Annotated in this window: 20 protein-coding genes, 1 tRNA gene, 2 pseudogenes and 1 riboswitch; of the genes and pseudogenes, 12 read left to right on the forward strand and 11 right to left on the reverse strand. The window is 59.1% G+C overall.

What is annotated here, in order from left to right:
• The first annotated feature begins 196 nt into the window (after positions 1-196).
• Complete coding sequence (locus DMZ65_RS17845; protein ID WP_116600126.1) at positions 197-3,370, forward strand: valine--tRNA ligase; 3,174 nt, start codon at positions 197-199, stop codon at positions 3,368-3,370.
• Between the two features lie 118 nt (positions 3,371-3,488).
• Here DMZ65_RS17845 and DMZ65_RS17850 read toward each other — a convergent pair whose 3' ends face one another.
• The 4 genes from DMZ65_RS17850 to metZ form a co-directional block, all read right to left on the reverse strand.
• Positions 3,489-4,937, reverse strand: coding sequence for a TrkH family potassium uptake protein (locus DMZ65_RS17850; protein ID WP_116600111.1), 1,449 nt, complete (start codon positions 4,935-4,937; stop codon positions 3,489-3,491).
• 52 nt (positions 4,938-4,989) lie between these two features.
• A complete protein-coding gene (locus DMZ65_RS17855; protein ID WP_116600112.1) occupies positions 4,990-5,220 on the reverse strand; it encodes a hypothetical protein in 231 nt (76 codons plus the stop codon).
• 124 nt (positions 5,221-5,344) lie between these two features.
• Positions 5,345-6,436, reverse strand: coding sequence for a GTP cyclohydrolase FolE2 (folE2, locus tag DMZ65_RS17860; RefSeq protein ID WP_116600113.1), 1,092 nt, complete (start codon positions 6,434-6,436; stop codon positions 5,345-5,347).
• 163 nt (positions 6,437-6,599) lie between these two features.
• Positions 6,600-7,781: an O-succinylhomoserine sulfhydrylase gene (gene metZ, locus DMZ65_RS17865; RefSeq protein WP_116600127.1), complete on the reverse strand. Its 1,182-nt coding sequence runs from the start codon at positions 7,779-7,781 to the stop codon at positions 6,600-6,602.
• Between the two features lie 67 nt (positions 7,782-7,848).
• Positions 7,849-7,925: riboswitch (SAM riboswitch) on the reverse strand.
• Positions 7,926-8,038: 113 nt separating this feature from the next.
• On the opposite strand from metZ, the gene DMZ65_RS17870 reads away from it, so the two are divergent.
• Positions 8,039-8,962 (forward strand): alpha/beta hydrolase, encoded by a 924-nt coding sequence (locus DMZ65_RS17870; protein WP_116600114.1) that lies wholly within the window; start codon positions 8,039-8,041, stop codon positions 8,960-8,962.
• 23 nt (positions 8,963-8,985) lie between these two features.
• Entirely contained in the window at positions 8,986-9,699 is a 714-nt protein-coding gene (locus DMZ65_RS17875; RefSeq protein WP_116600128.1) for a glutathione S-transferase N-terminal domain-containing protein, read from the forward strand.
• A 212-nt stretch (positions 9,700-9,911) separates the two neighbouring features.
• Here the strand turns inward: DMZ65_RS17875 and DMZ65_RS17880 are convergent, their stop codons facing one another.
• Positions 9,912-10,793 carry a hypothetical protein gene (locus DMZ65_RS17880; protein WP_116600115.1) on the reverse strand — a complete coding sequence of 294 codons (882 nt, stop codon included), beginning with the start codon at positions 10,791-10,793 and terminating at the stop codon, positions 9,912-9,914.
• An 85-nt stretch (positions 10,794-10,878) separates the two neighbouring features.
• Between DMZ65_RS17880 and DMZ65_RS17885 the strand changes: the two genes are divergently transcribed.
• The 3 genes from DMZ65_RS17885 to DMZ65_RS19945 all read left to right on the forward strand — a co-directional run bounded on the left by DMZ65_RS17885 (position 10,879) and on the right by DMZ65_RS19945 (position 16,313).
• Positions 10,879-12,543 carry an ABC transporter permease gene (locus DMZ65_RS17885; RefSeq protein WP_116600116.1) on the forward strand — a complete coding sequence of 555 codons (1,665 nt, stop codon included), beginning with the start codon at positions 10,879-10,881 and terminating at the stop codon, positions 12,541-12,543.
• Between the two features lie 52 nt (positions 12,544-12,595).
• Positions 12,596-12,671: transfer RNA gene (locus tag DMZ65_RS17890), tRNA-Thr, on the forward strand.
• A gap of 183 nt (positions 12,672-12,854) precedes the next feature.
• On the forward strand, positions 12,855-16,313 hold the full coding sequence (locus DMZ65_RS19945) for a class I SAM-dependent DNA methyltransferase (RefSeq protein ID WP_116600117.1): 3,459 nt from the start codon (positions 12,855-12,857) through the stop codon (positions 16,311-16,313).
• Between the two features lie 129 nt (positions 16,314-16,442).
• Here the strand turns inward: DMZ65_RS19945 and DMZ65_RS17900 are convergent, their stop codons facing one another.
• The 5 genes from DMZ65_RS17900 to DMZ65_RS17920 all read right to left on the reverse strand — a co-directional run bounded on the left by DMZ65_RS17900 (position 16,443) and on the right by DMZ65_RS17920 (position 20,574).
• The gene (locus DMZ65_RS17900; RefSeq protein WP_116600118.1) at positions 16,443-17,768 is read right to left on the reverse strand and encodes a hypothetical protein; all 1,326 of its coding nucleotides are present in this window, start codon (positions 17,766-17,768) and stop codon (positions 16,443-16,445) included.
• Positions 17,758-17,976 (reverse strand): hypothetical protein, encoded by a 219-nt coding sequence (locus DMZ65_RS17905; protein WP_116600119.1) that lies wholly within the window; start codon positions 17,974-17,976, stop codon positions 17,758-17,760. Before DMZ65_RS17905 ends, DMZ65_RS17900 begins: the two co-directional genes overlap by 11 nt.
• 136 nt (positions 17,977-18,112) lie before the next feature.
• Positions 18,113-18,337 carry a helix-turn-helix transcriptional regulator gene (locus DMZ65_RS17910; RefSeq protein ID WP_198662733.1) on the reverse strand — a complete coding sequence of 75 codons (225 nt, stop codon included), beginning with the start codon at positions 18,335-18,337 and terminating at the stop codon, positions 18,113-18,115.
• Positions 18,338-18,522: 185 nt separating this feature from the next.
• Complete coding sequence (locus DMZ65_RS17915) at positions 18,523-19,320, reverse strand: hypothetical protein (RefSeq protein WP_116600120.1); 798 nt, start codon at positions 19,318-19,320, stop codon at positions 18,523-18,525.
• 66 nt (positions 19,321-19,386) lie between these two features.
• A complete protein-coding gene (locus DMZ65_RS17920) occupies positions 19,387-20,574 on the reverse strand; it encodes a site-specific integrase (RefSeq protein ID WP_116600121.1) in 1,188 nt (395 codons plus the stop codon).
• Between the two features lie 655 nt (positions 20,575-21,229).
• Here DMZ65_RS17920 and DMZ65_RS17930 point away from each other — a divergent pair.
• Positions 21,230-22,054 (forward strand): annotated as a pseudogene (locus DMZ65_RS17930) (IS481 family transposase); the annotation flags it as partial.
• Between the two features lie 118 nt (positions 22,055-22,172).
• Positions 22,173-22,583, forward strand: a complete 411-nt coding sequence (locus DMZ65_RS17935) for a c-type cytochrome (RefSeq protein ID WP_116600122.1) — start codon at positions 22,173-22,175, stop codon at positions 22,581-22,583.
• 256 nt (positions 22,584-22,839) lie between these two features.
• Here DMZ65_RS17935 and irrA read toward each other — a convergent pair whose 3' ends face one another.
• The gene (irrA, locus tag DMZ65_RS17940) at positions 22,840-23,259 is read right to left on the reverse strand and encodes an iron response transcriptional regulator IrrA (protein ID WP_116600123.1); all 420 of its coding nucleotides are present in this window, start codon (positions 23,257-23,259) and stop codon (positions 22,840-22,842) included.
• 218 nt (positions 23,260-23,477) lie between these two features.
• Between irrA and fabA the strand changes: the two genes are divergently transcribed.
• The 4 genes and pseudogenes from fabA to DMZ65_RS17960 all read left to right on the forward strand — a co-directional run.
• The gene (gene fabA, locus DMZ65_RS17945; protein WP_116600124.1) at positions 23,478-23,987 is read left to right on the forward strand and encodes a bifunctional 3-hydroxydecanoyl-ACP dehydratase/trans-2-decenoyl-ACP isomerase; all 510 of its coding nucleotides are present in this window, start codon (positions 23,478-23,480) and stop codon (positions 23,985-23,987) included.
• A 27-nt stretch (positions 23,988-24,014) separates the two neighbouring features.
• Complete coding sequence (fabB, locus tag DMZ65_RS17950) at positions 24,015-25,244, forward strand: beta-ketoacyl-ACP synthase I (RefSeq protein WP_116600125.1); 1,230 nt, start codon at positions 24,015-24,017, stop codon at positions 25,242-25,244.
• Between the two features lie 7 nt (positions 25,245-25,251).
• Positions 25,252-26,043, forward strand: coding sequence for an enoyl-ACP reductase FabI (locus DMZ65_RS17955; protein ID WP_084355120.1), 792 nt, complete (start codon positions 25,252-25,254; stop codon positions 26,041-26,043).
• A 333-nt stretch (positions 26,044-26,376) separates the two neighbouring features.
• A pseudogene (locus DMZ65_RS17960) lies at positions 26,377-26,954 on the forward strand (transposase); the annotation flags it as partial.

Raw genomic sequence — 26,954 nt, forward strand, 5'->3', positions numbered from 1 at the left:
CCTGGCGTCAACCGTAACGAGAGCGGCGACACTTCTTTCCTCCTCCCTGGAGTGTCGCTGCTCTACCTTCTCCCTCCTGATGACACATCAAATTCCCGCCCCTCCGGCTTTCCCTTCCCGCGGCCATTCGCTAGACCGTATGGCAACAGCCGACACGCGGGCCCACCGGGGCGCGCCAGCAGATGGGAAGACCGAAATGGCGATGGAAAAGACCTTCGACGCGAGCGAGGCGGAACCCCGTCTCTACGAGGCATGGGAAGATGCGGGCGCTTTCCGCGCAGGCGCGAATGCCAGCCGCGAAGAGACATTCTGCATCATGATCCCGCCGCCCAACGTGACCGGGTCACTGCATATGGGCCATGCCTTCAACAACACGTTGCAGGACATCCTTGTCCGCTGGCACCGGATGCGCGGCTTTGACACGCTTTGGCAGCCCGGTCAGGACCATGCAGGCATCGCCACCCAGATGGTGGTTGAACGCGAACTGGCCAAGAACCTGCAACCCACCCGCCGCGAAATGGGCCGCGAGGCGTTTCTGGAAAAGGTCTGGGACTGGAAGCAGGAATCCGGCGGCACGATCATCAACCAGCTCAAGCGGCTTGGCGCGTCCTGTGACTGGGACCGCAATGCCTTTACCATGTCCGGCGCGCCGGGTGCGCCCGAAGGCCAGGGCGGCAATTTCCACGATGCCGTCATCAAGGTCTTTGTGGACATGTATAACAAGGGGCTGATCTATCGCGGCAAGCGACTGGTCAACTGGGATCCGCATTTCGAGACCGCGATTTCCGATCTTGAGGTCGAGAATATCGACACGCCCGGCCATATGTGGCACTTCAAATACCCGCTGGCGGGCGGGGCCACCTATATCTACATCGAAAAGGACGAGGACGGGAATATCATCCTTGAAGAGGAGCGCGACTATATCGCCATCGCCACGACGCGCCCCGAAACGATGCTGGGCGACGGCGCGGTGGCCGTTCACCCCTCGGACGAGCGGTATAAGCCGCTGATCGGCAAGCTGTGCGAAATTCCGGTCGGTCCCAAGGAACACCGCCGCCTGATCCCGATCATCACCGATGAATACCCCGACCCGCTGTTCGGCTCGGGCGCGGTCAAGATCACCGGCGCGCATGATTTCAACGACTACGCTGTCGCAGTGCGCAACAATATCCCGCTCTATCCGCTGATGGACACCAAGGGCGCGATGCGCGCCGACGGGATGGCCTATGCCGAGGCCGCCGAACTTGCCTCGCGGATCGCCAGCGGCGACGCCTCTGCGCCCGCCGATACAACGCCGATCAACCTTGTGCCGGACGACTATCGCGGGCTGGACCGATTCGAAGCGCGCGACAAGGTGGTTGCCGCGATCAATGCCGAGGGTCTGGCGGTCATGTGCCCCAACCCCGACTACGATCCCGATGCACAGGCAGAAGACGGCCAGGAGGTCCCGGATCAAGTCCGGGACGCGACGATCCCCTTCGTCGAGAACAAGCCCATCATGCAGCCGTTCGGCGACCGGTCCAAGGTCGTGATAGAGCCGATGCTGACCGATCAGTGGTTCGTCGACACCGCCAAGATCGTCGATCCCGCACTGGACGCCGTCCGCAAGGGCAAGGCAAACGGCGGCACCGACATCCTGCCCGAATCCGACCGCAAGGTATATTTCAACTGGCTGGAGAATATCGAGCCGTGGTGTATTTCCCGTCAGCTTTGGTGGGGTCACCAGATCCCGGTCTGGTACGGGCTTGACCTTGAAGCGGAGGGGTTCCGCGACGATGAAGGCGACGGCGCGCTTGATCTGGTCGAGATGGGCCGCCTGCTGCTTCAGCAACATCTGACACCGGGCAGCGAGCGGCTGCATTCCGCGCCTGATTTTGATGCGGTCAAAGCACAGTTTTTTGACGTGCTGGCGGGCCTCCCGCAGCCGCTGAACCACGCGACGGTTGTCGAGGTCGCTGACCGTGCCACAGCGGTGCATGAGTTGGCCACCAGCCTTGCCGAATACGAATCGACGCAGGATCCGACCCGGTTGATCTACCCGGTCTGGCGCGACCCCGATGTGCTCGACACCTGGTTCTCGTCCGGTCTTTGGCCGCTTGGCACATTGGGCTGGCCCGAAGAGACGCCGGAGTTGCAGAAATACTTTCCCACATCCGTACTGATCACCGGGTTTGACATCATCTTCTTCTGGGTCGCCCGGATGATGATGATGCAATACGCCGTTGTTGGCGAAAAACCCTTCGATACGGTCTATGTCCACGCGCTTGTCCGCGACGAGAAGGGCAAGAAGATGTCGAAGTCGCTGGGCAACGTCCTCGACCCGCTGGACCTGATCGACGAATACGGCGCCGATGCGGTGCGCTTCACGCTGACGGCGATGGCCGCGATGGGCCGCGATCTGAAACTGTCGACCCAGCGGATCGCCGGCTACCGGAACTTCACCACCAAGCTGTGGAACGCCTGCCGCTTCGCCGAAATGAACCATGTCTACGATATGTACAATTCGGACGTACAAAAGGGGCAAAAGCCCTCAAACTCCCACACGGTCAACCGCTGGATTGTCGGCGAAACCGCCAAGGTGCGCGAAGCCGTGGATGAGGCTTTGGGCAACTACCGGTTCAACGACGCCGCCAACGCGCTCTATGTGTTTGTCTGGGGCAAGGTCTGCGACTGGTATGTGGAGTTTTCCAAACCGCTCTTCGACTCGGAAGATGCTGAAATCGTTTCAGAAACCCGCGCCACAATGGCCTGGGTACTGGATCAGTGTCTGGTCATGCTGCACCCGATCATGCCCTATATCACCGAAGAGCTTTGGGCCACGCTGACCCCGCGCAGCGGCATGCTTGTCCACGCAGACTGGCCGGAATGGCAAGCCTCTGAACTGGTTGATCAAAACGCTGACCGAGAGATGAACTGGGTGATCTCGCTCATCGAAGGCATCCGCTCTGCCCGCGCGCAGATGAACGTCCCCGCAGGCCTGCATGTCACGCTTCTGGCAAGCCATCTCGACGCCGCCGGACAAGCCGCATGGAACAATAACGAGGCCCTGATAAAGCGTCTGGCGCGCGTCGAAAGCCTGACGAAAGTCAGTGCCTTTCCAAAGGGTTGCGCCGTGGTCCCAGCTGAAGGTGCCGTCTTCGGAATGCCGCTTGCCGACATCATCGACGTGGATGCCGAAAAGGCCCGGCTGGAGAAAACCCTGGGCAAGCTCGCCAAGGAAATCGGTGGCATGAAGGGGCGCCTCAACAACCCCAAATTCCTCGCCAGCGCCCCCGATGAGGTGGTCGAGGAAACCCGAGGCAACCTCGCCCAACGCGAAGAGGAAGAAGCCACGCTCAAATCCGCGCTCGCGCGTCTGAATGAACTCTGACAGCGCCTAAGACATTGAAATCAAACGAGGGCGGCGGCCCACCGCCCCCTCACTTCTTCTTGGCAAAAATACTCAAAATCCGACAGCGCCGCATAAAGCAGACGCCGATGATCGCGCGTCACCCCCGCCAGAACCGCGCCGTGAACAATACAAACACCACCAGAAGCTCCAACCGCCCCGCCAGCATGGCGAGGATCAGCACCCATTTCGCGACATCGTTCAGCGTCGCGAAATTACCCGCCGGACCAATGATCTCTCCCAGGCCCGGACCGATATTCGCCAATGCCGTCGCTGCACCCGACACCGACGTCACGAAATCCAGCCCGGTCATTCCCAACGCAACTGACGTCAGTCCCAGCGACACGACAAAGATTACAAAGAACGACATCACCGAGTTGAGCACATCCTCGCCCACCGTTCGCCCATCATAACGCGGCAGAACGATCGCGTGGGGCGACCGGATTTTGCGCATCTGTGTGCGGATAGAGGCGATCAGGATCTGGTAGCGGAAAATCTTTACCGAACAAGCGGTTGAACCGGCACACCCGCCGATCAGACCGATGAAGAAAAACATCGCAATCAGGAACGGTCCCCAGGTCATGTAGTCGACACTGGAATAGCCGGTGCCCGAGATGATCGAGGTGATATTGAACAATGCTTCGCGGAAGGCCTGTTCCCAGTGATGCGGAAAAATCGACATCAGAACGCCGCTCGCGACCAGCACCAGCGCAAGGATCACGAAGAAGAAGCCACGCGCCTGCGCGTCCCTGTGCATCGCGCCGGTATGGCCGTTCAGCATCTGAACGTAGCGCACGAACGGAAGGGCCGCCATCACCATGAAGATCGACGCCACATATTCCATTGGCCCGGCAAACACCCCGAAAGATGCGTCATAATTGGCGAAGCCACCGGTGGATACGGTGGTCAGCGCGTGCACGGAGGCATCAAATGCGTTCATTCCCAGAACGAGGTAGCACAGCGCACAAAGCAACGTCAGCGAGACATAGACCACCGATATTTGTGACGCGATCTCGGTCGCGCGCGGAAGGATTTTTCCCATTGTTTCAAACGCTTCCGAACGGAATATCTGCATACCGCCGACCTTGAGCTCTGGCAGGAAAACCATCGCCACAACGATGATCCCGATCCCGCCCAGCCATTGCAGCAAGCCGCGCCACAACAACAAGCCTTTGGGCAGTGTATCCAGCCCGGTGAACACCGTTGATCCGGTGGTGGTCAGCCCGGACATCGCCTCGAACAAAGCGTCAACGAAACGCGCGTCGGTCTCGCCCAGGACGAATGGAATGGCACCGAATAATGGCAGCGTCACCCAGACCCCGGTCGCCAGCAAGAATGTCTGCTGAATTGACAGTCCTTCGCGCACGCCGTTGGCACAGGCCAACGCCGTCAGGCCGCCGACAAAGATCGTCAGCATCGCGCTTTCCGCGAAAACCGGCCATTGGCCACGGCCCTCGGCCATGTCCACCAGCATCGGCAGCAGCATGGTCAGGCCGAGCGCCACCACAAGGAGGCCAATGACATAAAGGACCGGACGGACGTCAAACATGGGCCGCAGCGTTGGCTGCGGCCCGCGAGGAAGTCAAGCACCGGCGTGCGTATCAAGCGCCGATAAGGTCACGAAAAACATAGCGCGGAATATCGTCGCGCCGCAGCCCCATGCGCGACAGCTCTTCGTCTGACTTCGCATCAAGCCGCGCCAAGTCCGCCATGTGTGCGCGCTTTTCGATATAGGCATTGAACCCCTGCCCCGCGCCAGAAAGGAACAGGTCGAGAGCGCCGCGCAATCGTGGCGACATGAATGCGATATTGAGAGTTTGCGGTGTCGGCATTGGAAACCTCTTCGTTAGATTTGGTTTCCTCCCATGCTGATCAATATAGCATGTAATCGGCCTTGATCCCGCATCCCGGCAGGATCAGAGGCGAAGTGTTGCTGCACTGCAGCATCAGATTGCCTTAACCGACGTGGAACAGCGTATTGAACAACTTCGGATCAAGGCTATCGGCCTTGAAGGTTTCGCCTTCTGTCAGAATCGAGACAGCATCGTGGCTGTGCAGGCTTTCCTGATGGCTGGCAATCACCCGATAGTCACCAATCCGCGCATCCGCCGTCAACTGTTCTGCAAACAGCCGTGCCGCATCCTCGACAAAGATCGGATTGGCAGCGTTGAGTTCAGCGAATGCCTGTTCATCCTCACGTTTGACCATCACTTGCGTTTCGGTCGGCACGGCCCGGCGGCACATGTCGATCAGATCCTCGAACCACAGGCAATCGCCTTTCCGCAGCTCAACGGAAATCCGCGCCACAGAGCGTTGCGAATGGGGTGTCGCAAGCTGCCCACGGGCGCGCCGGGCGTGTTCGCTAAGTTCCAGCGAACAGGGACAGGTCGACGAATAGAGATAGTCGAGATGCATGATCTTGTTGCGTACGCCGTCACGTTCAACCAGTTCCAGCGCCAGATCGTAATATTGATAGCCCGACAGTCCGGACCGCAGGCTTTCTATCTTCACGGGAAAGCTGAACCGCATCTGAATGCGCGCATCAAAGCTCTCAAGGTCCGTCTTGTAGTCGTCAAGCGCCGCTTCGATCACCTCGAAGCTGAAGGTTTTTTCCGCGTGACCATAGAAGGACCGCATGATGCGGCTCATATTGATCCCCTTCTTGTCGGCCTCAAGGCTGACGGTGCCGGTGACGCTGGTTTCCAGCGTCAGATCGCCATTGTCGCGCGTATGGTACCGCAACGGCAGGCGAAAATTGGAAATGCCGACATGCTGGATCGCACGTTTGGCACCACGGATCAGCGCCGCAGGGCCGTTTTGCAGATCCGGTAGGCTGGCTTTGTAGGCGTCATCGACGACGAAATCCTGTGGGTAGAGATTGGACATCTGCGGCTGGCCTGCCTCGCTGACCAGCCGGGCAACGGCCGGGTCCATCGAAGAAAGATCTTCTTTCGACGCATTGGCCGCCCAAAGGCGTAGTGCAACCAGCGCGGCCTCTGCTTCTTCGCGGGTCAGATCAGTCGGGACGTCGGACAGGTGCACGTTCATGTCACCACCTTTCGGAGTGTTGCCCCACTTACTTAGGCGTTATGAGGCCGGATTTCCAATTCCTTTAAGTAAACTTTTTTTAATCAGACTGAGACACTCATTTCAAACCCGATCTTTTCAGCGGGGGACTGGTATGGCGGCAATAGCCCCCGCCCGGTGTCGGTCAGACCGCCTCTAACGCTTGCAGCAAGTCGTCAATCAAATCCTGCGGGTCTTCGATTCCCACGGAAAGACGAATCAACCCCCGACTGATCCCCAGCGCGGCACGCTGTTCCTCGGTCAGTCGCTGATGGGTCGTCGTCGCCGGATGGGTCACGATGGATTTCGCATCGCCAAGGTTGTTGGAAATGATGATGATCTCCAACGCATTGAGCAGCCGAAAGCTTTCCTCCTGTCCGCCCTTCAGCTCGATGGCAAGCATGGTGCCGCCCGCACCCATCTGGCTTTGCACCAGATCGTATTGCGGATGCGAGGTGTGTCCGGGATAGATCACACCTGCCAGCTTTGGATGATCCTGAAGCGCCTCTGCAATGGCGGCAGCACTCTGGGTCTGCGCCCGCACCCGCAGGTCGATGGTTTCCAACCCCTTGAGCATGACCCAGGCGGTAAACGGCGACATCGAGCCGCCGGTATGTTTCATGTAAGGCTCGACCGTCTTTCGGATGAATTCCTTGCTGCCAAGGATTACCCCGCCCAGCGTCCGGCCCTGCCCGTCGATATGTTTGGTCCCCGAGTAGATCACCACGTCCGCACCCAGATCCAGTGCGCGCGAATAGACCGGCGTGGCGAAGACGTTGTCGACCACCACCAGCGCGCCGACCGCATGGGCCAGTTCCGACACCGCCGCGATGTCGATGACCTCCAGCGTCGGATTGGACATCGATTCGAAAAACACTGCCTTGGTGTCGGGACGGATCGCCCCGCGCCACTGGTCCAGATCGGTGCCATCGACCAGCGTGACCTCTACCCCGAAACGGGTGAGGATATCATCGACAATATAAAGGCATGACCCGAACAGCGCCCGCGCCGACACAAGGTGATCTCCGGCCTTCAACATGCCTGTCAGCGCGCCATTGACGGCCGCCATGCCGCTGGCCGTGGCGAAGGCATCCTCGGCACCTTCAAGAAGCGCAATACGTTCTTCGAACATCCGCACGGTGGGATTGCCGTAGCGTGCATAGATGAACTCGTCGTCACCTGCCTTGATGAACCGCGCTTCGGCATCCTCGGCGCTGTCATATATGAACCCTTGCGTCAGAAAGATCGCTTCGCTGACCTCGTTATACTGGCTGCGACGGGTGCCGCCATGCACGAGGTTTGTGCGGGTTCTGCGTGATCGTGTCATTGTCCTGTCCCTTTGCGGCACCGCTGCGCCGCCCATGAAAAAACCCCAGACGCGGCCAGCGAAAGGGGTCTCCTTCATCCTGACCTTTTAGCGGCATATTTAACGTGGCCCACAATCCGGTAACAAATCGCCACGCATTCGCGTTTAAGTGCCGTTGCGCAACAGGTCAAGGCCGTCACGCAGGCTTAACGCAGGTTTCACGGTTGTGTCGTATGTCTGGGTTAACCGCTGCCCACAAGATGTAGTGGAGGCCTGAAATGACCCATTTGAGCGTTACTGCCAATGACGACCGTCCGCTGATTCACGGCACCGCAAAGTGCCCGCGTCCACATCTTGCGCGAGCACTTGAGGCCAGCCCTGGACCGGTGATCATTTCGGTTCACGGCTACCGCTATGCGCCCGGCCATGCCCTGCATTGTCCACATGCCTCGCTTCTGTCGCTGAAACCTCGACCGCGCGGTCCACGCACCATCAGTTGGCCACGTCACCTTGGCTTTGGCAGGAACGACCCCGAAGAAGGCCTGTCGGTTGGCTTCGGCTGGCAGGCGCGCAACGGGTTTCGTCAGGGCTATCGCGACGCAGAGGTTGCGGGCCGCGCGCTCGCCCGGTTGATCGATGACATCGCCTCGCTTGATCCTGCACGGCCAATCCAGTTTTTCGCGCATTCGCTTGGGGCTCGGGTGGCGTTGCGCGCGTTGCGGCACGCCCGGAGGGGACAGGTCGGCCGTATGATCCTGATGGCCGGGGCCGCCTATGTTTCCGAGACGGAACACCTGCCGGACACAAGCGAGATCGTCAACGTCACCACCCGCGAGAACGACTTGTTCGATCTGCTCTTTGAAACCGCAATCCGTCCGCACACCCCCGGCGACCGGGCCTTGGGGCACGGGCTGGACGCGGCCAACATGCTGAATCTGCAATTGGACCAACCCGCCACGCTGGACGCGCTGGAGAGCCTGGGCTATCGAATCGCGCCACCGGTCCGACGCATCTGTCATTGGTCACCCTATCTGCGCGGCGGGGTGTTTCCGTTGTACCGCGCATTACTGCGCCGCCCCGAGGCGCTGCCGCTCGCGACATTGCGCGCGCGCCTTCCCCAGACCGCGGATCCGCATTGGTCACGGCTTTTTCAACCCTTCCCGATACGTCTACCCTTGCCCTTCCCGCGACAAACCACATGATGCGTCCCCAAACGGAGGATGCAATGACCGCTTCGATCGACCTGTATTACTGGCCCACGCCGAACGGATGGAAGGTTTCCATCGCCCTGGAAGAGATGGGCCTGCCGTATCAGACCCAGCTGATCAATATCGGCAAGGGCGACCAGTTTGACCCGGACTTCCTGAAAATCGCGCCCAACAATCGGATGCCTGCGATCACGGATCCCGACGGGCCGGATGGGGCACCGATTTCGATCTTCGAATCCGGTGCCATCCTGCAATATCTTGCCCGCAAGACCGGCACGTTCTGCGGCGCGGACGAGCGTGCCCGTGTTGCCGTGGATCAGTGGCTGATGTGGCAGATGGGCGGTCTGGGTCCGATGGCGGGACAGGCGCATCACTTTTTGAAATACGCCCCCAGCATGGAGCCGCCACAAGAGCTTCCCTACGCCCAGGACCGCTATCGCAACGAAACCAGGCGGCTTTACCAAGTGCTGAACAAGCAACTGTCCGAAAATGAATTTGTGGCAGGGTCCGATTACAGCATCGCGGATATGGCGATCTGGCCTTGGGCGTCGCTGTGGGAGGGTCAGCAACAGACGCTGGACGACAAACCCCACCTCGCCCGCTGGTTGGAAACGGTGGGCAGTCGGCCTGCCGTGCAACAGGGACAAGGGTTGCATGCAGACCTGCGCGACGCCAAGCAGGACGACGACGAAAAGCGCGAGTCTCAGAAGGTTCTTTTCGGCCAGAAGTGACGGGTGTGTTTTGGACAGGCAATCCTTGGTGCGCGCCCTGATACGGTCGTGCGCTTTACCTGTCGCTTCGGAAACCGCGCCCGCACCGGAAAGACCCCACGCGGGCACCTGGGTCCGAAGAGCCGTCCATGCTGTCCAGATTTCTGGCGCGACCGGGTGACGATCCCTTCGCCTGCATGTGACGCGCGACCGGGCTTGTCCTCAGCAATATTCTAGGGTGCCAGAAACCTGACACCGGGCATGCGCGCTATTTGAATAGTGTCATGCTCGTAAATCTCGGTCAGTTTCTCAACCAGCGCATCGGTCCATCCGGGCAGGTCAAGCTCTTCTTCCAGCGCCCCTTCGATGGCAAATTCTTCAAGAAAAGCCACCATCACCAAACGTTTCTCCTCTTCGCCGATATCCGGATGATCCGCCAGATAATTGCGAAACCTTTTCATGCCCTTCTGGCTCATTATTTCGGCCAACAGGGTGAACCCCCCGGTGATCTTTTCGTTGGGCTGCAAACCCGCCATTGCGCGGATGATCTCGGCCCAGATCAACGGGCTGTCCTCGTTGCACCAAATCGTGATGGGCATGTCCGGCAAGGTATTTCGGATACGTTCGATCAGATCGGACCAGCGGAAATGCTGTGGATCGAACCCGCCGGTCAGTTCGACCAGCGCCTCGAACGGGGATGCGTGGAAAAGCGCGGGCAGAAAGCTTGCCGGGTTGCGCAACGCCAGAAACAACTCCACCTGATCGCCGTCAAACAGACGCGTCATCGTTTCCAGCCGCCGTTCCGCCTTGCGATAGAACCGTCCGCCGGAAAGCGCCAGCTTGGGCACGCAAAACAGGTTTTCGTGGCTCAGCAGCACGCGCTCAACGCTGTCAGGCTCTTCGTCGATCAGCAGATCGCACATCACATCGCGGGCGTCTTCGGCGGCCTCTGCAGCTTCGAGTTTGTTGAGGACCGTCGGCAAGAGCCGCCGATAGCGGCTCGGTGACGGGATCACCACACCGCGCGGCAGAAATCTATCGGCATTCGTCAGCAGGCATTTGACCAGCCTGCCTTCATCGGTGCAATGCGCACCGGGATGGAGGATTACCCGCATTTTGCCTGTCGGTCTTTCGATTGCCTGCGCGCTGCACTATAAGCTGTTTGCCGGACGTTGAAACCGCTTATCGAGACTCCCTCCGATGACCTTCGCCAATTCCGCTGCCAGACCTCAGGCCCGCCCCGTGCGCAGCCGCTTTTTCAATCCGTGGTCGTTTGGCGCGGTCCTGATCGCCGCGATCGTGCTGACCCCGATTCTGGCCGTGTTGTGGATTGCGGCCTTCCCGACCGATAACATCTGGCCACACCTGCTGGCGACCACCCTGCCCCGCTATGTCTCCAACACTTTGGTGTTGATGCTGTCCGTCGGGCTTCTGACGGCAATGGTCGGCACCGGGGCGGCGTGGCTGGTGGCGCGCTATGATTTTGTCGGGCGGCGCTGGCTGGAATGGTTGCTGCTCTTGCCATTGGCGATCCCCGCTTATGTCGGTGCCTATGCCCTTGTCGACTTTCTGGAATATGCAGGTCCGGTGCAAACCGCGCTGCGCGAGTTGATGGGTTGGCAAACCTCGCGGGATTACTGGTTTCCGCAGATACGCAGCACGGGTGCCGCGATCATCGTTCTGGCGGCGGCGCTCTATCCGTATGTCTACCTGCTGACGCGGGCCGCCTTTCGCGAACAGTCCGGCAGCGCCGAAGAGGTCGCACAGTCTTTGGGCGCAGGTGCCTTGAAACGCTTTTGGCGCGTGGGACTGCCGATGGCGCGTCCGGCCATCGCTGCCGGCGTGGCCATCGTGATGATGGAGACCGTCAACGATTTCGGCACGGTCGATTATTTTGCCGTGCAAACCCTGACCACGGGGATTTTCAGCGTCTGGCTGGAAAGCAACAATGCCGGCGGTGCGGCCCAGATCGCCAGTGTTGTTCTGGCGCTGGTCATTATCCTGGTGACGCTGGAAAAGGTGTCGCGGCGCAAGCTGCGGTTCTTCAACCTGTCGACCCGTTTTCGGCCCGTAGCGCGGACTCAACTGACTGGCATTCACGGGCTTCTGGCCTTGGCGGCCTGCCTCGTTCCCTTTCTGATGGGATTTATTCTGCCAACGGCGGTCATCCTGTCACATGCACTGGCCAATGCGGAAGAATGGCGAAATCCTGCGCTGATCCGTGCCACGCTCAACACGCTCACCGTGGGTGGCCTTGCCGCGTTCTTCACGGTTCTGGCGGGGTTGTTTCTGGTCTACGGTGTGCGCCTGTCCGGACGGGCCTTGCCACGGCTGCTTCTACCCGTCACGACCATCGGCTATGCCGCCCCCGGTGCCGTGCTGGGCGTCGGCATCCTGATCCCACTGGCGCTGGCAGACCATGCGCTGGCCGATACGGTCGAGACACTGACGGGGCGCGACATCGGCCTGCTGATGACCGGGTCCGCCTTCGCATTGATCCTCGCCTATTGCGTACGGTTTTTCGCCATCGCCCAAGGTGCGGCGGATGCGGCGATGGGCCGGGTCTCGCCCAACCTGGCCTTGGCGGCGCGGTCACTGGGTCGCAATAACGCGCAGGTTCTGGGTGCAGTCTATGTGCCACTGATTCGTGCATCCGTCGCATCTGCGCTGCTTCTGGTCTTCGTCGATTGCGTCAAGGAACTGCCCGCGACATTGCTGCTGCGCCCCTTCAACTATGACACTCTGGCAACCCGCGTGCACGAGCAAGCAAGCCTTGAAAACCTGGGCGATGCAAGCCCCGCCGCGCTACTGGTTATCCTTGTCGGCCTTTGCGCAGTGGGGCTGCTGGCGCGCGCCAACAAATGATGTGTAAAAGTGCTTGCAGCCCCGTCAAACCCGCATTATTGGTCCCGTCAGTGCCCCTATAGCTCAGCTGGTAGAGCAACTGATTTGTAATCAGTAGGTCCGCGGTTCGAGTCCGTGTGGGGGCACCATTTTCAAAGTAAAATCAGATAGTTACAAGATTTCTGCAATGCAGAAGAATCGGCCGGAAAATTCCGTAAGCATATAGGAAGCACGATAGCTGCAAAAATTCGACGTGTCATTGTCGCCACAGATTCGAATTGCTTGCCTTGTCCCGATTGTGCATCGTCCGTCCGAGGCAATTGGTTGAGCACATGCAAACAATTTCAGATTTCATTGACCGATGGGCAAAGTCGGGTGGAAGCGAGCGCGCCAATTACGCGCTGTTTCTGACCGAACTGACCGAGGTACTGGGGGTTGAAAAGCCGCTTCCTGCGACCGACACCGGCGAAAACGACCATTACCGGCTGGAACGCCCTGTCGCCGCTGCCGAGATTGGCGCGACATCCAAGCGTTTCATAGACTTTTATCGGCGCGGATCATTCATCCTAGAGACCAAACAAGGCTCGCAAGCCAAAGTCGCGAACCCGGACCAACTGTCCCTGCCGACCATTCAGCAGGTCAAGCGCATCGGTCACGGAGTGCGTGGCACAAGGACATGGGACAAGGCCATGGTCAGCGCCCGTGGACAGGCGGACAACTATGCGCGCGGCATTGCCCGCGAGGACGGTTGGCCGCCATTCATCATCGTGTGCGACGTCGGCTATGTGTTCGAGATCTACGCCGATTTTTCTGGTCAGGGCCACGGATACACCCAGTACCCGGACGGCAATTCGTTCCGCTTCTTTCTAGACGATCTGGCAAATCCCGAAGTGCAGGACTTGTTCCGCACGATCTGGAACGATCCGCAATCGCTGGACACATCCAAACAAAGCGCCAAGGTCACGCGCGAGATTGCCAACCAACTGGCGCGGCTGGGTCGGTCGTTTGAAACGCAGGGGCATGAACCCGACAAGGTGGCGGCGTTCCTGATGCGCTGCCTGTTTTCGATGTTTGCCGAGGATGTGAAGCTGATTCCGACAGACAGTTTCACCAATCTGCTGAAAGACATGGTCCAGACGCCAGACCATGCCGCGCCAATGTTGCAGGAACTGTGGCAAAAGATGAACACGGGCGAGTTCTCTACCGCGATCCGCCACAAGGTACTGCGCTTCAACGGCGGGCTGTTCGCCGATGCCACCGCCCTTCCACTAAACAGTCAGCAAATCGCGCTGCTGATAGGTGCGGCGGGCAAGGATTGGAAAACCGTGGAACCGGCGATTTTCGGCACCTTGCTGGAACGCGCGCTGGACAAACGCCAGCGCCACAAGCTGGGCGCGCATTACACGCCGCGCGCCTATGTTGAACGGCTGGTGATGCCGACCGTGATCGAACCGCTGCGGCACGATTGGGAAAACGTGCAGGCGGCGGCAATGAACCACATGGATGCGGGCCGCGCCAAGGATGCGCTCGCCGAAGTGCACGGCTTTCACCGGCGTCTGTGCGAGGTGCGGGTGCTGGACCCGGCCTGCGGATCGGGCAATTTCCTCTATGTAGCGCTGGAACTGATGAAACGGCTTGAGGGCGAAGTCACCGCCCTGCTGGATGAATTGGGCGAAAGCCAATCGGCCCTTGGCCTGTCCGGTCACACCGTTGACCCGCACCAGTTTTTGGGGATCGAACTAAACCCATGGGCCGCGCGTGTGGCCGAACTGGTGCTGTGGATCGGTTATCTGCAATGGCATTTCCGCACCCATGGCACGGCAACACCGGCCGAACCGGTGCTGCGCGACTTCCACAATATCGAAAACCGCGATGCGGTGCTGGATCATGGCGAAACCACGCCGCGTATGGTCGATGGGGTGGCGGTCACGCGCTGGGACGGGATCACCACCAAGCCGCATCCCGTGACAGGTGACGAGGTGCCGGACGAAACCGCGCGGGTGCAGGTGCTGGATTATGCCAAACCAAGACCCGCGATTTGGCCGAATGCGGAATTCATCGTCGGCAACCCGCCGTTCATCGGGGCCAGCCGGATGCGCGATGCGCTGGGCGATGGCTATGCCGAGGCGCTGTGGGCGGCCTATCCCAAGATGCCGAAATCGGCGGATTTCGTGATGTTCTGGTGGGAAAAGGCGGCTTTGCAGACCCGCGCGTGGAATGCCAAGACTGGCAAGGGCGCGCGGCGGTTCGGGTTCATTACCACCAATTCCTTGCGCCAGACCTTCAACCGCAAGGTGTTGGAACCGCACCTGTCGGACCCGAAGAAACCGCTGTCTCTGCTTTATGCCATTCCCGATCACCCTTGGGTCGATGCCGCCATGGGGGCGGCGGTGCGCATCGCCATGACCGTGGGCCGCGCCGGTCGTCCCAACGGGCGCTTGTTGACCATAGCAGAGGAACACAAGGGCCAGACAGAGGACGAAGGCCGCGTGGTGCGCTTTGACGAGGCGCGCGGGCGGATATTCGGCAACCTGCGGATCGGCGCGGATGTGGCGGGGGCGAAGGCGTTGAAGGCGAATGAGCGGCTTGGCTATCGCGGGGTGCAATTGATAGGATCGGGGTTCATCGTCACACCGGAGCAGGCGCGCGCCTTGGGGCTTGGCACCGTTCCCGGTTTGGAAAGCCATATCCGAGACTATAGAAATGGCCGCGACCTGACCGCGACACCGCGCGGGGTGATGGTCATCGACCTGTTCGGATTGTCCGAGGCCGAGTTGCGCAGCCGCTTTCCCGCCGTCTATCAGCATGTGCTGGACAAGGTGAAACCGGAGCGCGATCAGAACAACCGGGAAAGCTACAAGCGGAACTGGTGGGTATTCGGCGAACCGCGCAAGGACTTGCGCCCGGCGCTGGACGACCTGCCGCGTTACATCGCGACGGTGGAAACCACCAAGCACCGCGTGTTTCAGTTTCTGCCCGAGGCGACCCTGCCCGACAACATGCTGATCGCCATTGGCACAGACGACGCCGCGCATTTGGCGGTGCTGTCCAGCAGGATTCATGTGATTTGGGCGCTGACGGCGGGCGGGCGATTGGGCTATGGGAACGATCCCCGCTACAATAAATCACGCTGTTTCGACCCCTTCCCCTTCCCAGTCCCGACCGAGGCGCAAAAATCTACCCTGCGCGCCTTGGGAGAGGAACTCGACGCGCATCGCAAGGCACGTCGGGCGGCGCATCCCAAACTGACCCTGACGCAGATGTATAATGTGCTGGAAAAACTCCGCGGGGGCGAGACGATCGAAGACAAGGACAAGATCATCTATGACCAAGGTTTGATCGGGCTGTTGAAAGACATTCACGACCGCATCGACGCCGCCGTGGCCGAGGCCTATGGCTGGCCTGCCGATCTGTCCGACGATCAAATTCTGCACAATCTGGTCAACCTGAATTTCGAGCGGACAACCGAAGAGGCCCAAGGCAAAATCCGCTGGTTGCGCCCGGATTATCAGAACTCGACCGGGGCCGCAGCGGCGGCACAGAAACAACAGGGCGAAATGGACATGGGGACCAAGGACGCGGTGGACAAACCCACATGGCCCAAATCCCCGCCCGAACAGGTGGCGGCGGTGCGCGATGCCTTGTCCGACCTTGGCACCGCAAATCCCGAACAGGTGGCCCGCGCCTTCAAACGGGGCCGCGCCACCAGCGTTGCGCCGCTGCTGGAAAGTCTCGCGGCCCTTGGACTGGCGACAAAAACCGACAACGGCACCTTCCGCCCGACCCGTTAGGGCCGGATGGATCAAGGAATGAAACGACATGAAAAACCGGTCATTACCGTGCTCTTTCGCGCAAAAAAAGCCATAGAAAGACACGGAATATCCGTGCCTTTGCGTTACATTGCATGATTTTCAGTTGCTTTACCGGGCATCCAGAAACACATAGCGGTTTTTGGCAGCTTCCAACTGTTTTGCCGTCTTTTCCGGGCTTTTCCTGACCCTGTCCGACAAATCATTGGAGGTGACAGAAAGGAATTTTTCCAGCCCTTCCAATTCAATGCCGCGCAAAGCCGCCAAGGTGATGGTGCTGCCCAGAATATTGCGGATCAGGATGGAAATGTGCTGTTCGCGCTGCACCTCTTTCATCGGGTTCGGATCGCAGCCCGACCGCATGTCACACAGATCGTCGTTCATGTCCGCACATACCGCTTCCCAAAGCGGATGGTTCGGCCAGCGCGCCCGGTTAGGGTCTGTCGGGATCGGTGTCGCATAGCGCACAACTTCGCCCGAATGGCGGCACAAGTCACCGAAGCGGTCGTAAAATTGTGCCCATGTGCGGATGTTCCAAGTATCTTTCAACAAATCCTTGCCCGCCCGGAACTCGACCCGCCAAATGCTGTTTTCGGATGCTTTCGGATCAAGCAGGGGCAAGCCTTGGCGTTTCAAGGTATGATTCCAGATCGGCCACCAGTGTTCCTTGCTCTTGGCTATGATTTCCCGGCGTTTGTCATAGATAATCACCTGCCGGTTGCGCGGCCCGCCAATGGTCACGGATGTGACGCGGCCCGATTTGCCGTTCACGCTTTGGTCGAAACCGGTCACGAAGTCGCGCCGGTTCGCGCTTGAGTGCATGACGAAATGTTCCGGGATCAACTCGAAACCGGGGGCCAGCACGTCAACGCAGAAATCCACCCGCGAAATGCTGACATCTTCATCGGTGAACCGAACGCCAAGACGGGCCAACGTGTCGTCCAGATGCTGCCGTGCTGCGGCGATGCCGAAAAATGCCAGATAGAACGATCCGAACGTAACGCGAATGCCCCACTTGTCGCGGGAATTCGGTTTCTTGAAAAACCATGTTGCGCCGTAAGGGCCGCCGCTGGCGATGAACCGATAGCCGTTGCCGCCATGTGCTTTCAAGTGCAGGTGAACACCGTTGAATTCCACCAGCACGTCTTGGCGGTCCTTGTCGGCACGTTCCTTTTCACCTTCCAAATGGTCAAACAGCTCGGACGGGATGTTGGCCTGAATGGAGACCGTAAACGTGTCAAACCCCTTGTGCAAAACCTGATAATCTGCGGTTTCTGGGGGCGGTGTATTTCCAGAGGGGGGTGCTACAATCACCCCCCTTTGCCCGCGATCCATCGCCAACGCTGGTGCGGGATGCCGCCGGTTGATGCCTCCGGCGGGGTAGCTTTTGTTTTGGGGCCGGGCAATTTGCCCGGCGTTGATGCTATCAGGCTGCATTGATCTTCCTCCCGATCCAGATTTCGGCGCGTTCAGCGCATTTAGCGACATTCAACAAGTCAGAATGGGAATAGCTGGATGTGTTTTGCCATTGGCCTTCGTTGTTCTTGTAGGACCGGGAAATATCGACGGAATAGAAGCCGTCATTGTTCCAAACAGTTGCGGTGATAAGGCCAAGACGGACCTTGTATGCGGGTTGAGTGCTCATGTGATTTTCCTTTCTGTTGAGCGATTGGCGGGCAATGTTGGGACGCGACACGCATTTGCATCGCGCCCCGTTTGAAGGCCGTCCGGCCCCAAAATCCCCAAGGCTGCTACCAACCGCCTTGGGGCAAAACTGAATTTCAGATGGGTTGCGAGGTGTTGGAAACCGTGCGCTGTGCGATCCATGCAAACAGGTCGGCGCGGCGATAGCGGATCGACCTGGACGAAACCCGAACAAAGTCCGGCCCGCCGCCGCGATGCCGCCAATTTTGCAAGGCCCGCACCGAATAGCATAGGATCGACGCCGCTTCGCGTTCGTCAACCAAGGTATTCAGGTCGGGGGTTTGTGGTGCCTGCTGTGTCATTTCTTTTCCTCACGAGATGTCTTGCCTTGTGAAGAAAAGGTAGATGAGCGCAGAACCCCAAAATAGACGCCACGATTTCAAGAGTTCAGATCGCCCATGCGCGGTGAAATAACATACTTAAATCAAAATGTTATCCGTCACTCGGAAATTCGATGCACCGCTGCTGATGTGAGTGCGGCGAACTCCTACGTCTTCGGACCCGGTTTCTGCCAAGCCTCCGGCGCAGTCGAGCCCCAAGCGCGGTCAAAAGCGCGTTTCGAAAGATCGGGAAATAGGCTGCGTGCTTCGAGCAGAAAATCAGCCTTGAGGCGTCCGTTTGTGGGTTCGTGGGCAATCGCGGCAAGCCACGCGCGACATTTATCTTCCGGGGTCCGCTCGCCCGGCACTACGGCGTCAGCGGCAAAGCGTGCCAGCCAATCGTTCAACTCATGCTTGGCAATATACGCTGGAAAGCGCCGCTGCCGACGCCGTGCAGATCGCGGTGGGACCACGATGGAGAAGGCAAAAGAAATACGGAAATGCTTGTCTCGCAGCCACTCACGATAATCGCCATGTGCACCGGCCACGAGGCGTAACGTCAGATCGCCGCTTTTAAACCCTTCTCGCAACAGCTTTTCGATTTCTACCCTGCGTGTCCATTCGCCGAAATCGTGATATTGGCAGTCGCTAATATCAGGAAGGCAATTCAGTTCCTCTCTCAAGGAATTCCGCTCCGCCCAGACGTTCTGCGATTCTGCGGTAATCAATGCACGTTCGGCCTGCGTCGGTTCATCTTCGATTTGCCTCCGCAACGATTGATCCTGACGCCAAAGGCGCGCAAGCGCGTCCTCAAGGACTTTGCGACGGTGTTCAAACTCGGACGGATCTTGCGCGGGCGCGGCAAACGCCTCATGGCCGGACCATTCGTGTTGAAAGGTTCGCTGTCCCGTCAAGTCGAAGGCTTGAAGAAGGCTATAAAGGTGTTGGCATTCTTTTGTGGACATGGAACTCGCGGGGATGCTCTGCACTGCGACGTGTAATGGCTCTGGTCAGGGTGGCAAGGCGATAGTCTATCGCACTACGCGCAATGCAGGCGGGGAAGAATCGTGGTTTCTTATGGCGCTGGCCATCCGTGACGCTATCGAACCCGCAGCACGTTGGACCGCATCATCGGCTAGATGCGAATAGCGCAGCGTCGTGGATAGGTTCTTGTGGCCCAAGATTTCCTTCAACATGAACGGGTCAATTCCATTGGTGACTGCCACCGAAGCATAGGTATGCCGCAAATCATGCAACCGCACGTCATTCAGTTTCGCCGCCGCCCGGATTTTTCGCCATGGCTTTTGCAGATCGTTATAATATCCGTCCGGGCTGTCTCCGAGGATCACATATGGATTTCCCTCGCGACGGGGCAGTGATGCCAAAACTTCCCGCGCTTCCAGTGGGAGCGGAATACGCCGCCTGCCGGTCTTGCTGTCAGGCAGTTCAAGATGGGTGTTTGTAACGAAAGCCCATTGCAACGTCTGGATTTCGCGCAAGCGGCAGCCGGTCAACAGCAACAGATAGAACGCTGCCACGACATATTCTGAATAATCGCCCGATGTCAGCCCTTCAAACAGCACATTGCCAAGGCGGGCTTGTTCATCGTCGCTAAGGTATCGTTTTTTTTCTTCTTCACGATATTTTTTGATCCGGGTCGCCGGGTTCGAATTTTGCGGGCGGATACCCCAATCCTCTGCCACTGTCAGCATTTTGGACAGGACGGAAACCGCGCGATTGGCACGATATGGAATGTCGCGCTTATTGTGGTGAAAGGCGACTATATCGGCGCGCGTAATTTCACTGATTTTGATGTGACCCAAGGCCGGGTTGATCAAGTTGTTGAACATCCCGGTATAGTCATAGAGGGTTGATGGTTTGCAGTGGTGCGCGACGTGTTCCGAAAGAAACCGGTCAGACAAATCTTTGATCGTCGGACCGCGCAAAAGTGCACTGCGTTCTCCCGATGGATCACCGCCGCGCGCAACATCGGCCTGAACAAGACGGGCTTCTTTGCGGGCTTCGTCCGCAGTCAACACGCCGTGCTTGCCCAATGCCTTCCGTCGGCTTCGCCCCTTGGCGCGATATTGAACGAGATATACTTTGCGTCCTGTCGCGTACACGCGAAGGCCAAACCCAGCCAACTCGCTGTCCCAGAATATCTTGTCACCCTCATCGACAGACAGACTTTCCACCAGTCGTTTAGTCAGCTTTGTCATAGGCCCATCCTCGCCCCGAAGTTCAAATCCGTAAGCACACCGGAAGCACCGTGCACCGTTTCACGGCGTCAGTCATGTACGATGGGCGCAGACCTCGTCAATAATTAACAAGCGTTTTCAGTTATTTATGGCAGTGCAGCGTGCGTCGGCGAAAATCGGCGAAAAGCACTTGAGGGCGTTTGTAATCAGTAGGTCCGCGGTTCGAGTCCGTGTGGGGGCACCAGAAAACACGCACTAAGATGCTGTTATCATGGTGTAATCCACTTTACAGATGCGTCCATGTATCCACGCCCGTATACACACAGCGGGATGAATGATGCGGAATGTGACTGTGAAGTACACCAAGAAAGACCCCCGGAGCGGCTATATCATCTATCGCAGACGCGTACCCAAAGCGTTGAAAAGCTGGGGCAGTCAGGCTGAGTTCGTTAAGACCCTCGGACGAACACCTCAAGAAGCGATGACCTTCCCCCGTTCACGCCGCACGCCTTTCGTAAAACTTTGGTCAAGTGAGCAGACACCGCCTACCCAACGCGCGAAGCCTTCAAAGCGTTTTCCCAGAACATCGGGCATTCCAGCGTGATCACCACTGTCAGCGCATATTGCCCCGTATCTACCGAACGTCATCCCCGAACCTGATTTGCGCAACAACGCCTGGAGGAAGCGGGCGACGGTCGCGGACATGAAGACGGGCCCCAAGGAACCTCGCTCTACTGTTCTGAGCGAGGCAGAAGAGGCGATTGTGGTTGTCTTTCGGCGTCACACGCTGCCCCCGCTGGACGATTGTCTCTATGCGCTTCAGCCCACGATCCCGCGTCTGACGCGCTCGGCATTACATCGGTGCCTGCAACGGCATGGCATCTCGGGCCTACCGGACGTCGCAGGCGACAAGCCGAAGCGGCAGAAGTTCAAGCGCTATCCGATCGGCTTCTTCCACATCGACAGCGCCGAGGTGCAGACCGGCGAGGGAAAACTCTATCTTTTCGTTGGCATTGACCGCACAAGCAAGATCGCTGTCACCCACCTCGTCGACAAGGCTGACGGGAAGACGGCGGGGGAATTCCCAGAGCAACTCCTGGCGGCAGTGCCCTACAGGGTTCACAAAGTTCTGACGGATAATGGCATTCAGTTCAAAGAGCAGTCCCGGAACCGAAACACAGCATATTCACGGCAGTTGCGCTTTGACATGATCTGCGAGGCGAACGGCATCGAGCATCGCCTGACAAAGCCAAACCATCCTTGGACAAATGGACAGGTCGAGCGGATGAAACGAACCATCAAAGGCGCGACCGTCAAACGCTTCCACTACGAAAGCCACGATCAGTTGCGAACACACCTCACCGACCTCATGGCCGTCTACAACTTCCCGCGCAGGCTATAGACGCTCAGCCGCCTCACGCCCTACGAATACGTCTGCAAAATCTGGACTTCAGAGCCAGATCGTTTCAGCAAGGATTCGATCCACCAGATCCGGGACTGAACAAATAGGCCGGGGCCTGCGGGCCAGAGCGAAGATTTTCGATCACTTGCAACATCGGGCTTGAACACGCCTGCCGCACGCGCGACACAGAATGCAGGCCAGATGAAGGAGACAAACCATGGCGGGACGGGTAATTGCGACCGGGTTCATTGCAGCATTGGGCTTGGCAGGCTGCATGGCGGCGGAGATGCCCGGTGCCAGCGACGGGCGCGCGCTGTTCGCCCAGAACTGTGCGGTGTGTCATGGCAACGACGCGCGCGGAGATGGGCCGATGGCGGGTTCGATGTCAGAGCCGCCGAAGAACCTGACGCTGATCGAGATACGCAACGGCGGCACATTTCCGCGCGCCGAGGTTCTGTCGACCATCGACGGCTATACGCGGCTGGACATGCCCAACATGCCAGAATTCGGCGCATTGCTGGAGGGCGATCTGATCCCGTTTGACACTGGCGATGGAAAGATGACCCCGACACCCCGCAAGCTGGTGGCACTGGTCGAATATCTCGAAAGTGTTCAAGCGCAACAATAGTCCGTCAAACGACGTTTTTCGTAGATAAAACGGATCGGGCTTTACTGGATGAGGCCCGTCCGGCGCGCATGAAACCCACGACAGCATCCTGAGTGGATCCGCATCGGGATTGCCGCAGGATTTCTTGCACGAGACAAGCCGGGATTTCAGCGCCCCCGCAGCGCGCGGTGACCCAAGCCCGCGTCAAACGCAGTGACGGCGCAATCTCACCAATCGGATCACGGAACATCATGCGAAGTTCTGAAAGGCGGGGCAGTCAGGTCTTGGGACGCAACCGGATGACCACTTCTACACTGGCAATCTCTGTGCCGTCGGGGGCTTCGGGCAATTGCACGATCTGCAATTCATTGGCAGGTGCGTCGGTCAGCGTGCCGTCATTCTCCCAGTAGAAATGCGGGTGGTCATGGGTGTTGGTGTCGAAATAGCTGCGCGTTCCGTCCACGGTCACTTCCTGCAACAATCCGACATCGCAAAACGCCCGCAGCGTGTTGTAGACGGTGGCCAGCGACACGCTTTCGCCCTGTTCCTTGACCTTGGCAAACAGGCTTTCGGCTGTCACATGACGGTTCTTGCCGTCGCCCACAAGCAGGGCGGCCAGCGTCAAGCGTTGGCGTGTGGGCCGAAGCCCCGCCCCGTCCAGCCAATCTGATCCGCGCTGCAATACCTGATGTTCCATGTGGTTCCGGCGTCCTTCCCTTGGTCCTCAATATATGCGCTGGCAGCGTCGCAGTTCAACCGAATTTACGGACTTTCCCTGCGAGCCTGTGTCAAGGCACTGCCGAACCCGCGCATGAAAGGGACTGCGATCGCCAGCACCGCACGGGCTTGCATGGCTGCGCACCACGGTGATAGAGGGGTTTGAAGTGAAAAATAACGAAAAGGGCACGCCCCCGTATGGCCTCGTATCCAAGCAGTTTCGACCGGGATGATCTTTTGAAATGCGCACGCGGAGAGCTGTTCGGCCCCGGAAATGCGCAATTGCCCGAACCCCCGATGCTGATGATGGACCGGATCACCGACGTTTCTGGCGATGGCGGGGAACACGGCAAGGGCCACATCGTGGCTGAATTCGACATCACGCCCGATCTTTGGTTCTTTGACTGTCATTTTCCGGGCAATCCGATCATGCCGGGCTGTCTGGGGCTGGACGGGCTGTGGCAGCTCACCGGGTTCAACCTTGGCTGGCGCGGCTGGCAGGGGCGCGGCTATGCGCTGGGTGTGGGTGAGGTCAAGCTGACCGGAATGGTCCGGCCCGACCGCAAGATGCTGACCTACTATGTCGATTTCACCAAGGCGATCCAGACCCGTCGGTTGACGATGGGGGTTGCGGATGGTCGGGTAGAGGCCGATGGTGAAGTGATTTACCAGGTCAAGGATATGAAGGTCGCCCTTTCCGAAAGCTGACCCCACTTCCAGACTAAGGAGAACGCCATGCGCCGCGTCGTCGTCACTGGACTGGGCATCGTCTCGTCCATCGGAAACAATGCTGAAGAAGTGCTTGCCTCGCTGAAGGCCGGCAAATCCGGCATCACCGCCAATGAGGCGATGAAGGAACACGGGTTCCGCAGCCAGATCGCCGGAGACGTCAAGCTGGACGTCACCGAGCATGTGGAAAAGCGTACCTTGCGCTTCATGGGGCCGGGGGCTGCCTATGCCCATATCGCCATGTCACAGGCGATTGCCGATGCGGGGCTGGAAGAGGGCGATATCGTCAATCCGCGCACCGGTCTTGTCGCAGGCTCGGGCGGGCCCTCCACCTCTGCCATGCTGGCCGCGCATCAGACCGTGCTGGAGAAGGGCAGTCCAAAGCGGATCGGGCCGTTCGCGGTGCCCAAATGCATGTCCTCCACGATCAGCGCCAATCTTTCGACGGCGTTCAAGATCAAGGGCATCAACTATTCGATCACCTCTGCCTGTTCGACCAGCCTGCATTGCATCGGCAATGCGGCCGAGCAGATCATGATGGGCAAGCAGGATGTGATGTTCGCAGGCGGCGCGGAAGAGCTGGACTGGACCCTGTCCTGCCTGTTCGACGCGATGGGCGCGATGTCGTCGAAATACAATGACACACCGGAAAAGGCGAGCCGCGCCTTTGATGCGGATCGCGACGGGTTCGTGATCGGCGGCGGCGGCGGTATCGTCGTGCTGGAAGAACTGGAACATGCCAAGGCGCGCGGTGCCAAGATCTATGCCGAAGTGACGGGCTACGCCGCCACCTCGGATGGCCACGATATGGTGGCACCGTCTGGCGAGGGCGGAGAGCGCGCGATGCGTCTTGCGCTTGGATCGCTGCCAGAGGGGCGGAAGGTTGGCTATATCAACGCACATGGCACCTCGACCCCCGTGGGCGATGTCGGCGAGATCGAGGCGGTTCGGCGGATCTTTGGACGCGGCAGCACACCGCCGGTGTCGTCAACCAAGTCGATGACAGGCCACAGCCAGGGTGCCACCGGTGCGCAGGAATCAATTTATTGTCTGCTGATGCTTCAGAACGACTTTATCGCGCCGTCGATCAATGTCGAAACCCTCGACCCGGCGCTTGACCCCGCCGAGATCGCGACCAGCCGCGTGGACAATGCCGGGCTGGACACGGTGATGACCAACTCTTTCGGGTTCGGCGGCACCAATGGGTCGATGCTGCTGTCAAAGTATAACGGGTAGTCGGAACATGTCGGATCAAATGAAGGGCAAGCGCGGGCTTGTGATGGGCGTGGCCAACGAACGCTCGATTGCGTGGGGAATTGCCCGCGCACTGGCCGGAGCGGGGGCCGAACTGGCCTTTACCTATCAGGGTGAGGCTTTCGGCAAACGGGTCGAACCGCTGGCCGCTAGCGTCGGATCCGATTTTCTGGTCGATGTGGACGTGACCGACGATGCCTCGCTGGATGCCGCATTCGAGGGGCTGGCCGCGCGCTGGCCGACGATCGATTTTCTGGTCCATGCCATCGCCTTTTCCGACAAGTCGGAACTGACAGGTCGGTTCCTGAATACCAGCCGCGCGAATTTCAAGAATACGATGGATATTTCCTGCTACTCCTTCATCGAATGCGCCCGCCGGGCACATCCGCTGATGACCGAAAAGGGCGGCACGCTGCTGACGCTGACCTATCAGGGATCCAACAAGGTCGTGCCCAATTACAACGTGATGGGCGTGGCCAAGGCGGCGCTGGAATCGGCGACGCGGTATCTGGCTAACGATCTCGGCCCGGACGGTATCCGGGTCAACGCGATCTCGCCCGGTCCGATGAAGACACTGGCAGGTGCGGCGATCGGTGGGGCTCGCAAGACCTATAAGCATACGGACATGAACGCGCCTTTGCGCGCCAATGCGACGCTGGAGGCGGTGGGCGGCACGGCTGTCTGGCTGGCATCGGATGCGGGAGCCTGCACGACCGGTGAAGTGATCCATGTCGATGGCGGGTTTCACGTTTTGGGCATGCCGCAATACGAAAACCTCTGAGCCAAGACGCGCAGGCTTGACCTGGCGGAGTGCCCTTATGGGCACACAGGGTTCATTCTTGCGTTTGCACGCAGCATGGGGCTGTGCCCCCGTTCGCCAAAGGGCGAACGTCCCCCAATAGCGCCAGTGATATGCCAGCCGGCACTTTGCGTGACGGTTGGCGGGTGATCCGGCGAACATGCAGTTCAGGGGATCTTATGACCCATACACTGACATTGCGCCGGATCCAGCCCGTGTGAGCCCTGACATCCATCATCTGGTGTTACCCCCCCCCCCCCGCAAAATCCCTCACCATGAAGTAGAGTCTGCCCAACCCTTGTAGGAGCCAGACGAATGCGTAAGAGCCGTTTCACCGAGGCGCAAATCATCGGGATGATCAAAGAGCAGGAAGCCGAGATGCCGACGGCGGAGGTGTGCCGTCGGCATGGGCTGAGCCCGGCGACCTTTTACAAGCTGAAGTCCAAGTACGGCGGCATGGAGGTATCGGAGGCGGCGCGGCTGAAGGCGCTGGAAGATGAGAATGCCAAGCTGAAGCGGCTGCTGGCCGACACGATGCTCGACAACGTGGTTCTGAAAGATCTGCTGGGAAAAAGCTGACGGTGAGCCATTGATGCGCCATTGGTTCGAGCACAATGGCGAACGAAAGAGCGGCGAGAGGCAGCGCTCAATGCAATGCGGAGTCATGACATCTCGCAGCGCAGGGCCTGCCGACTTGTCGGTGTCGACCCCAAGACGGTCCTGCGCGAACGCCCGCCCGACCATCCTGAGATCCGCCAGGAGATGAAGGAGATCGCTGGCAAACGCCGCCGGTTCGGCTACCGGCGGATCGGTGTGCTGCTTGAACGAAAAGGCATGATCATGAACCACAAAAAACTCTACCGCCTCTACCAGGAAGAAGGCCTTGCGGTGAA

Source organism: Primorskyibacter marinus (assembly GCF_003313245.1).
In the GTDB taxonomy this organism is placed as follows: domain Bacteria; phylum Pseudomonadota; class Alphaproteobacteria; order Rhodobacterales; family Rhodobacteraceae; genus Primorskyibacter; species Primorskyibacter marinus.

Bases quoted from the DNA above. Each gene is read 5' to 3' on its own strand.
- metZ (WP_116600127.1), bottom strand. From the start codon at position 7,781: ATGACACGATCACGCAGAACCCGCACAAACCTCGTGCATGGCGGCACC.
- DMZ65_RS17885 (WP_116600116.1), top strand. From the start codon at position 10,879: ATGACCTTCGCCAATTCCGCTGCCAGACCTCAGGCCCGCCCCGTGCGC.
- DMZ65_RS17880 (WP_116600115.1), bottom strand. From the start codon at position 10,793: ATGCGGGTAATCCTCCATCCCGGTGCGCATTGCACCGATGAAGGCAGG.
- DMZ65_RS17910 (WP_198662733.1), bottom strand. From the start codon at position 18,337: ATGACACAGCAGGCACCACAAACCCCCGACCTGAATACCTTGGTTGAC.
- folE2 (WP_116600113.1), bottom strand. From the start codon at position 6,436: ATGAACGTGCACCTGTCCGACGTCCCGACTGATCTGACCCGCGAAGAA.
- fabA (WP_116600124.1), top strand. From the start codon at position 23,478: ATGGCCTCGTATCCAAGCAGTTTCGACCGGGATGATCTTTTGAAATGC.
- DMZ65_RS17955 (WP_084355120.1), top strand. From the start codon at position 25,252: ATGTCGGATCAAATGAAGGGCAAGCGCGGGCTTGTGATGGGCGTGGCC.
- DMZ65_RS17850 (WP_116600111.1), bottom strand. From the start codon at position 4,937: ATGTTTGACGTCCGTCCGGTCCTTTATGTCATTGGCCTCCTTGTGGTG.
- DMZ65_RS17915 (WP_116600120.1), bottom strand. From the start codon at position 19,320: ATGTCCACAAAAGAATGCCAACACCTTTATAGCCTTCTTCAAGCCTTC.
- DMZ65_RS17935 (WP_116600122.1), top strand. From the start codon at position 22,173: ATGGCGGGACGGGTAATTGCGACCGGGTTCATTGCAGCATTGGGCTTG.
- DMZ65_RS17900 (WP_116600118.1), bottom strand. From the start codon at position 17,768: ATGCAGCCTGATAGCATCAACGCCGGGCAAATTGCCCGGCCCCAAAAC.
- irrA (WP_116600123.1), bottom strand. From the start codon at position 23,259: ATGGAACATCAGGTATTGCAGCGCGGATCAGATTGGCTGGACGGGGCG.
- DMZ65_RS17905 (WP_116600119.1), bottom strand. From the start codon at position 17,976: ATGAGCACTCAACCCGCATACAAGGTCCGTCTTGGCCTTATCACCGCA.
- DMZ65_RS17920 (WP_116600121.1), bottom strand. From the start codon at position 20,574: ATGACAAAGCTGACTAAACGACTGGTGGAAAGTCTGTCTGTCGATGAG.
- DMZ65_RS17845 (WP_116600126.1), top strand. From the start codon at position 197: ATGGCGATGGAAAAGACCTTCGACGCGAGCGAGGCGGAACCCCGTCTC.
- DMZ65_RS17855 (WP_116600112.1), bottom strand. From the start codon at position 5,220: ATGCCGACACCGCAAACTCTCAATATCGCATTCATGTCGCCACGATTG.
- fabB (WP_116600125.1), top strand. From the start codon at position 24,015: ATGCGCCGCGTCGTCGTCACTGGACTGGGCATCGTCTCGTCCATCGGA.
- DMZ65_RS19945 (WP_116600117.1), top strand. From the start codon at position 12,855: ATGCAAACAATTTCAGATTTCATTGACCGATGGGCAAAGTCGGGTGGA.
- DMZ65_RS17870 (WP_116600114.1), top strand. From the start codon at position 8,039: ATGACCCATTTGAGCGTTACTGCCAATGACGACCGTCCGCTGATTCAC.
- DMZ65_RS17875 (WP_116600128.1), top strand. From the start codon at position 8,986: ATGACCGCTTCGATCGACCTGTATTACTGGCCCACGCCGAACGGATGG.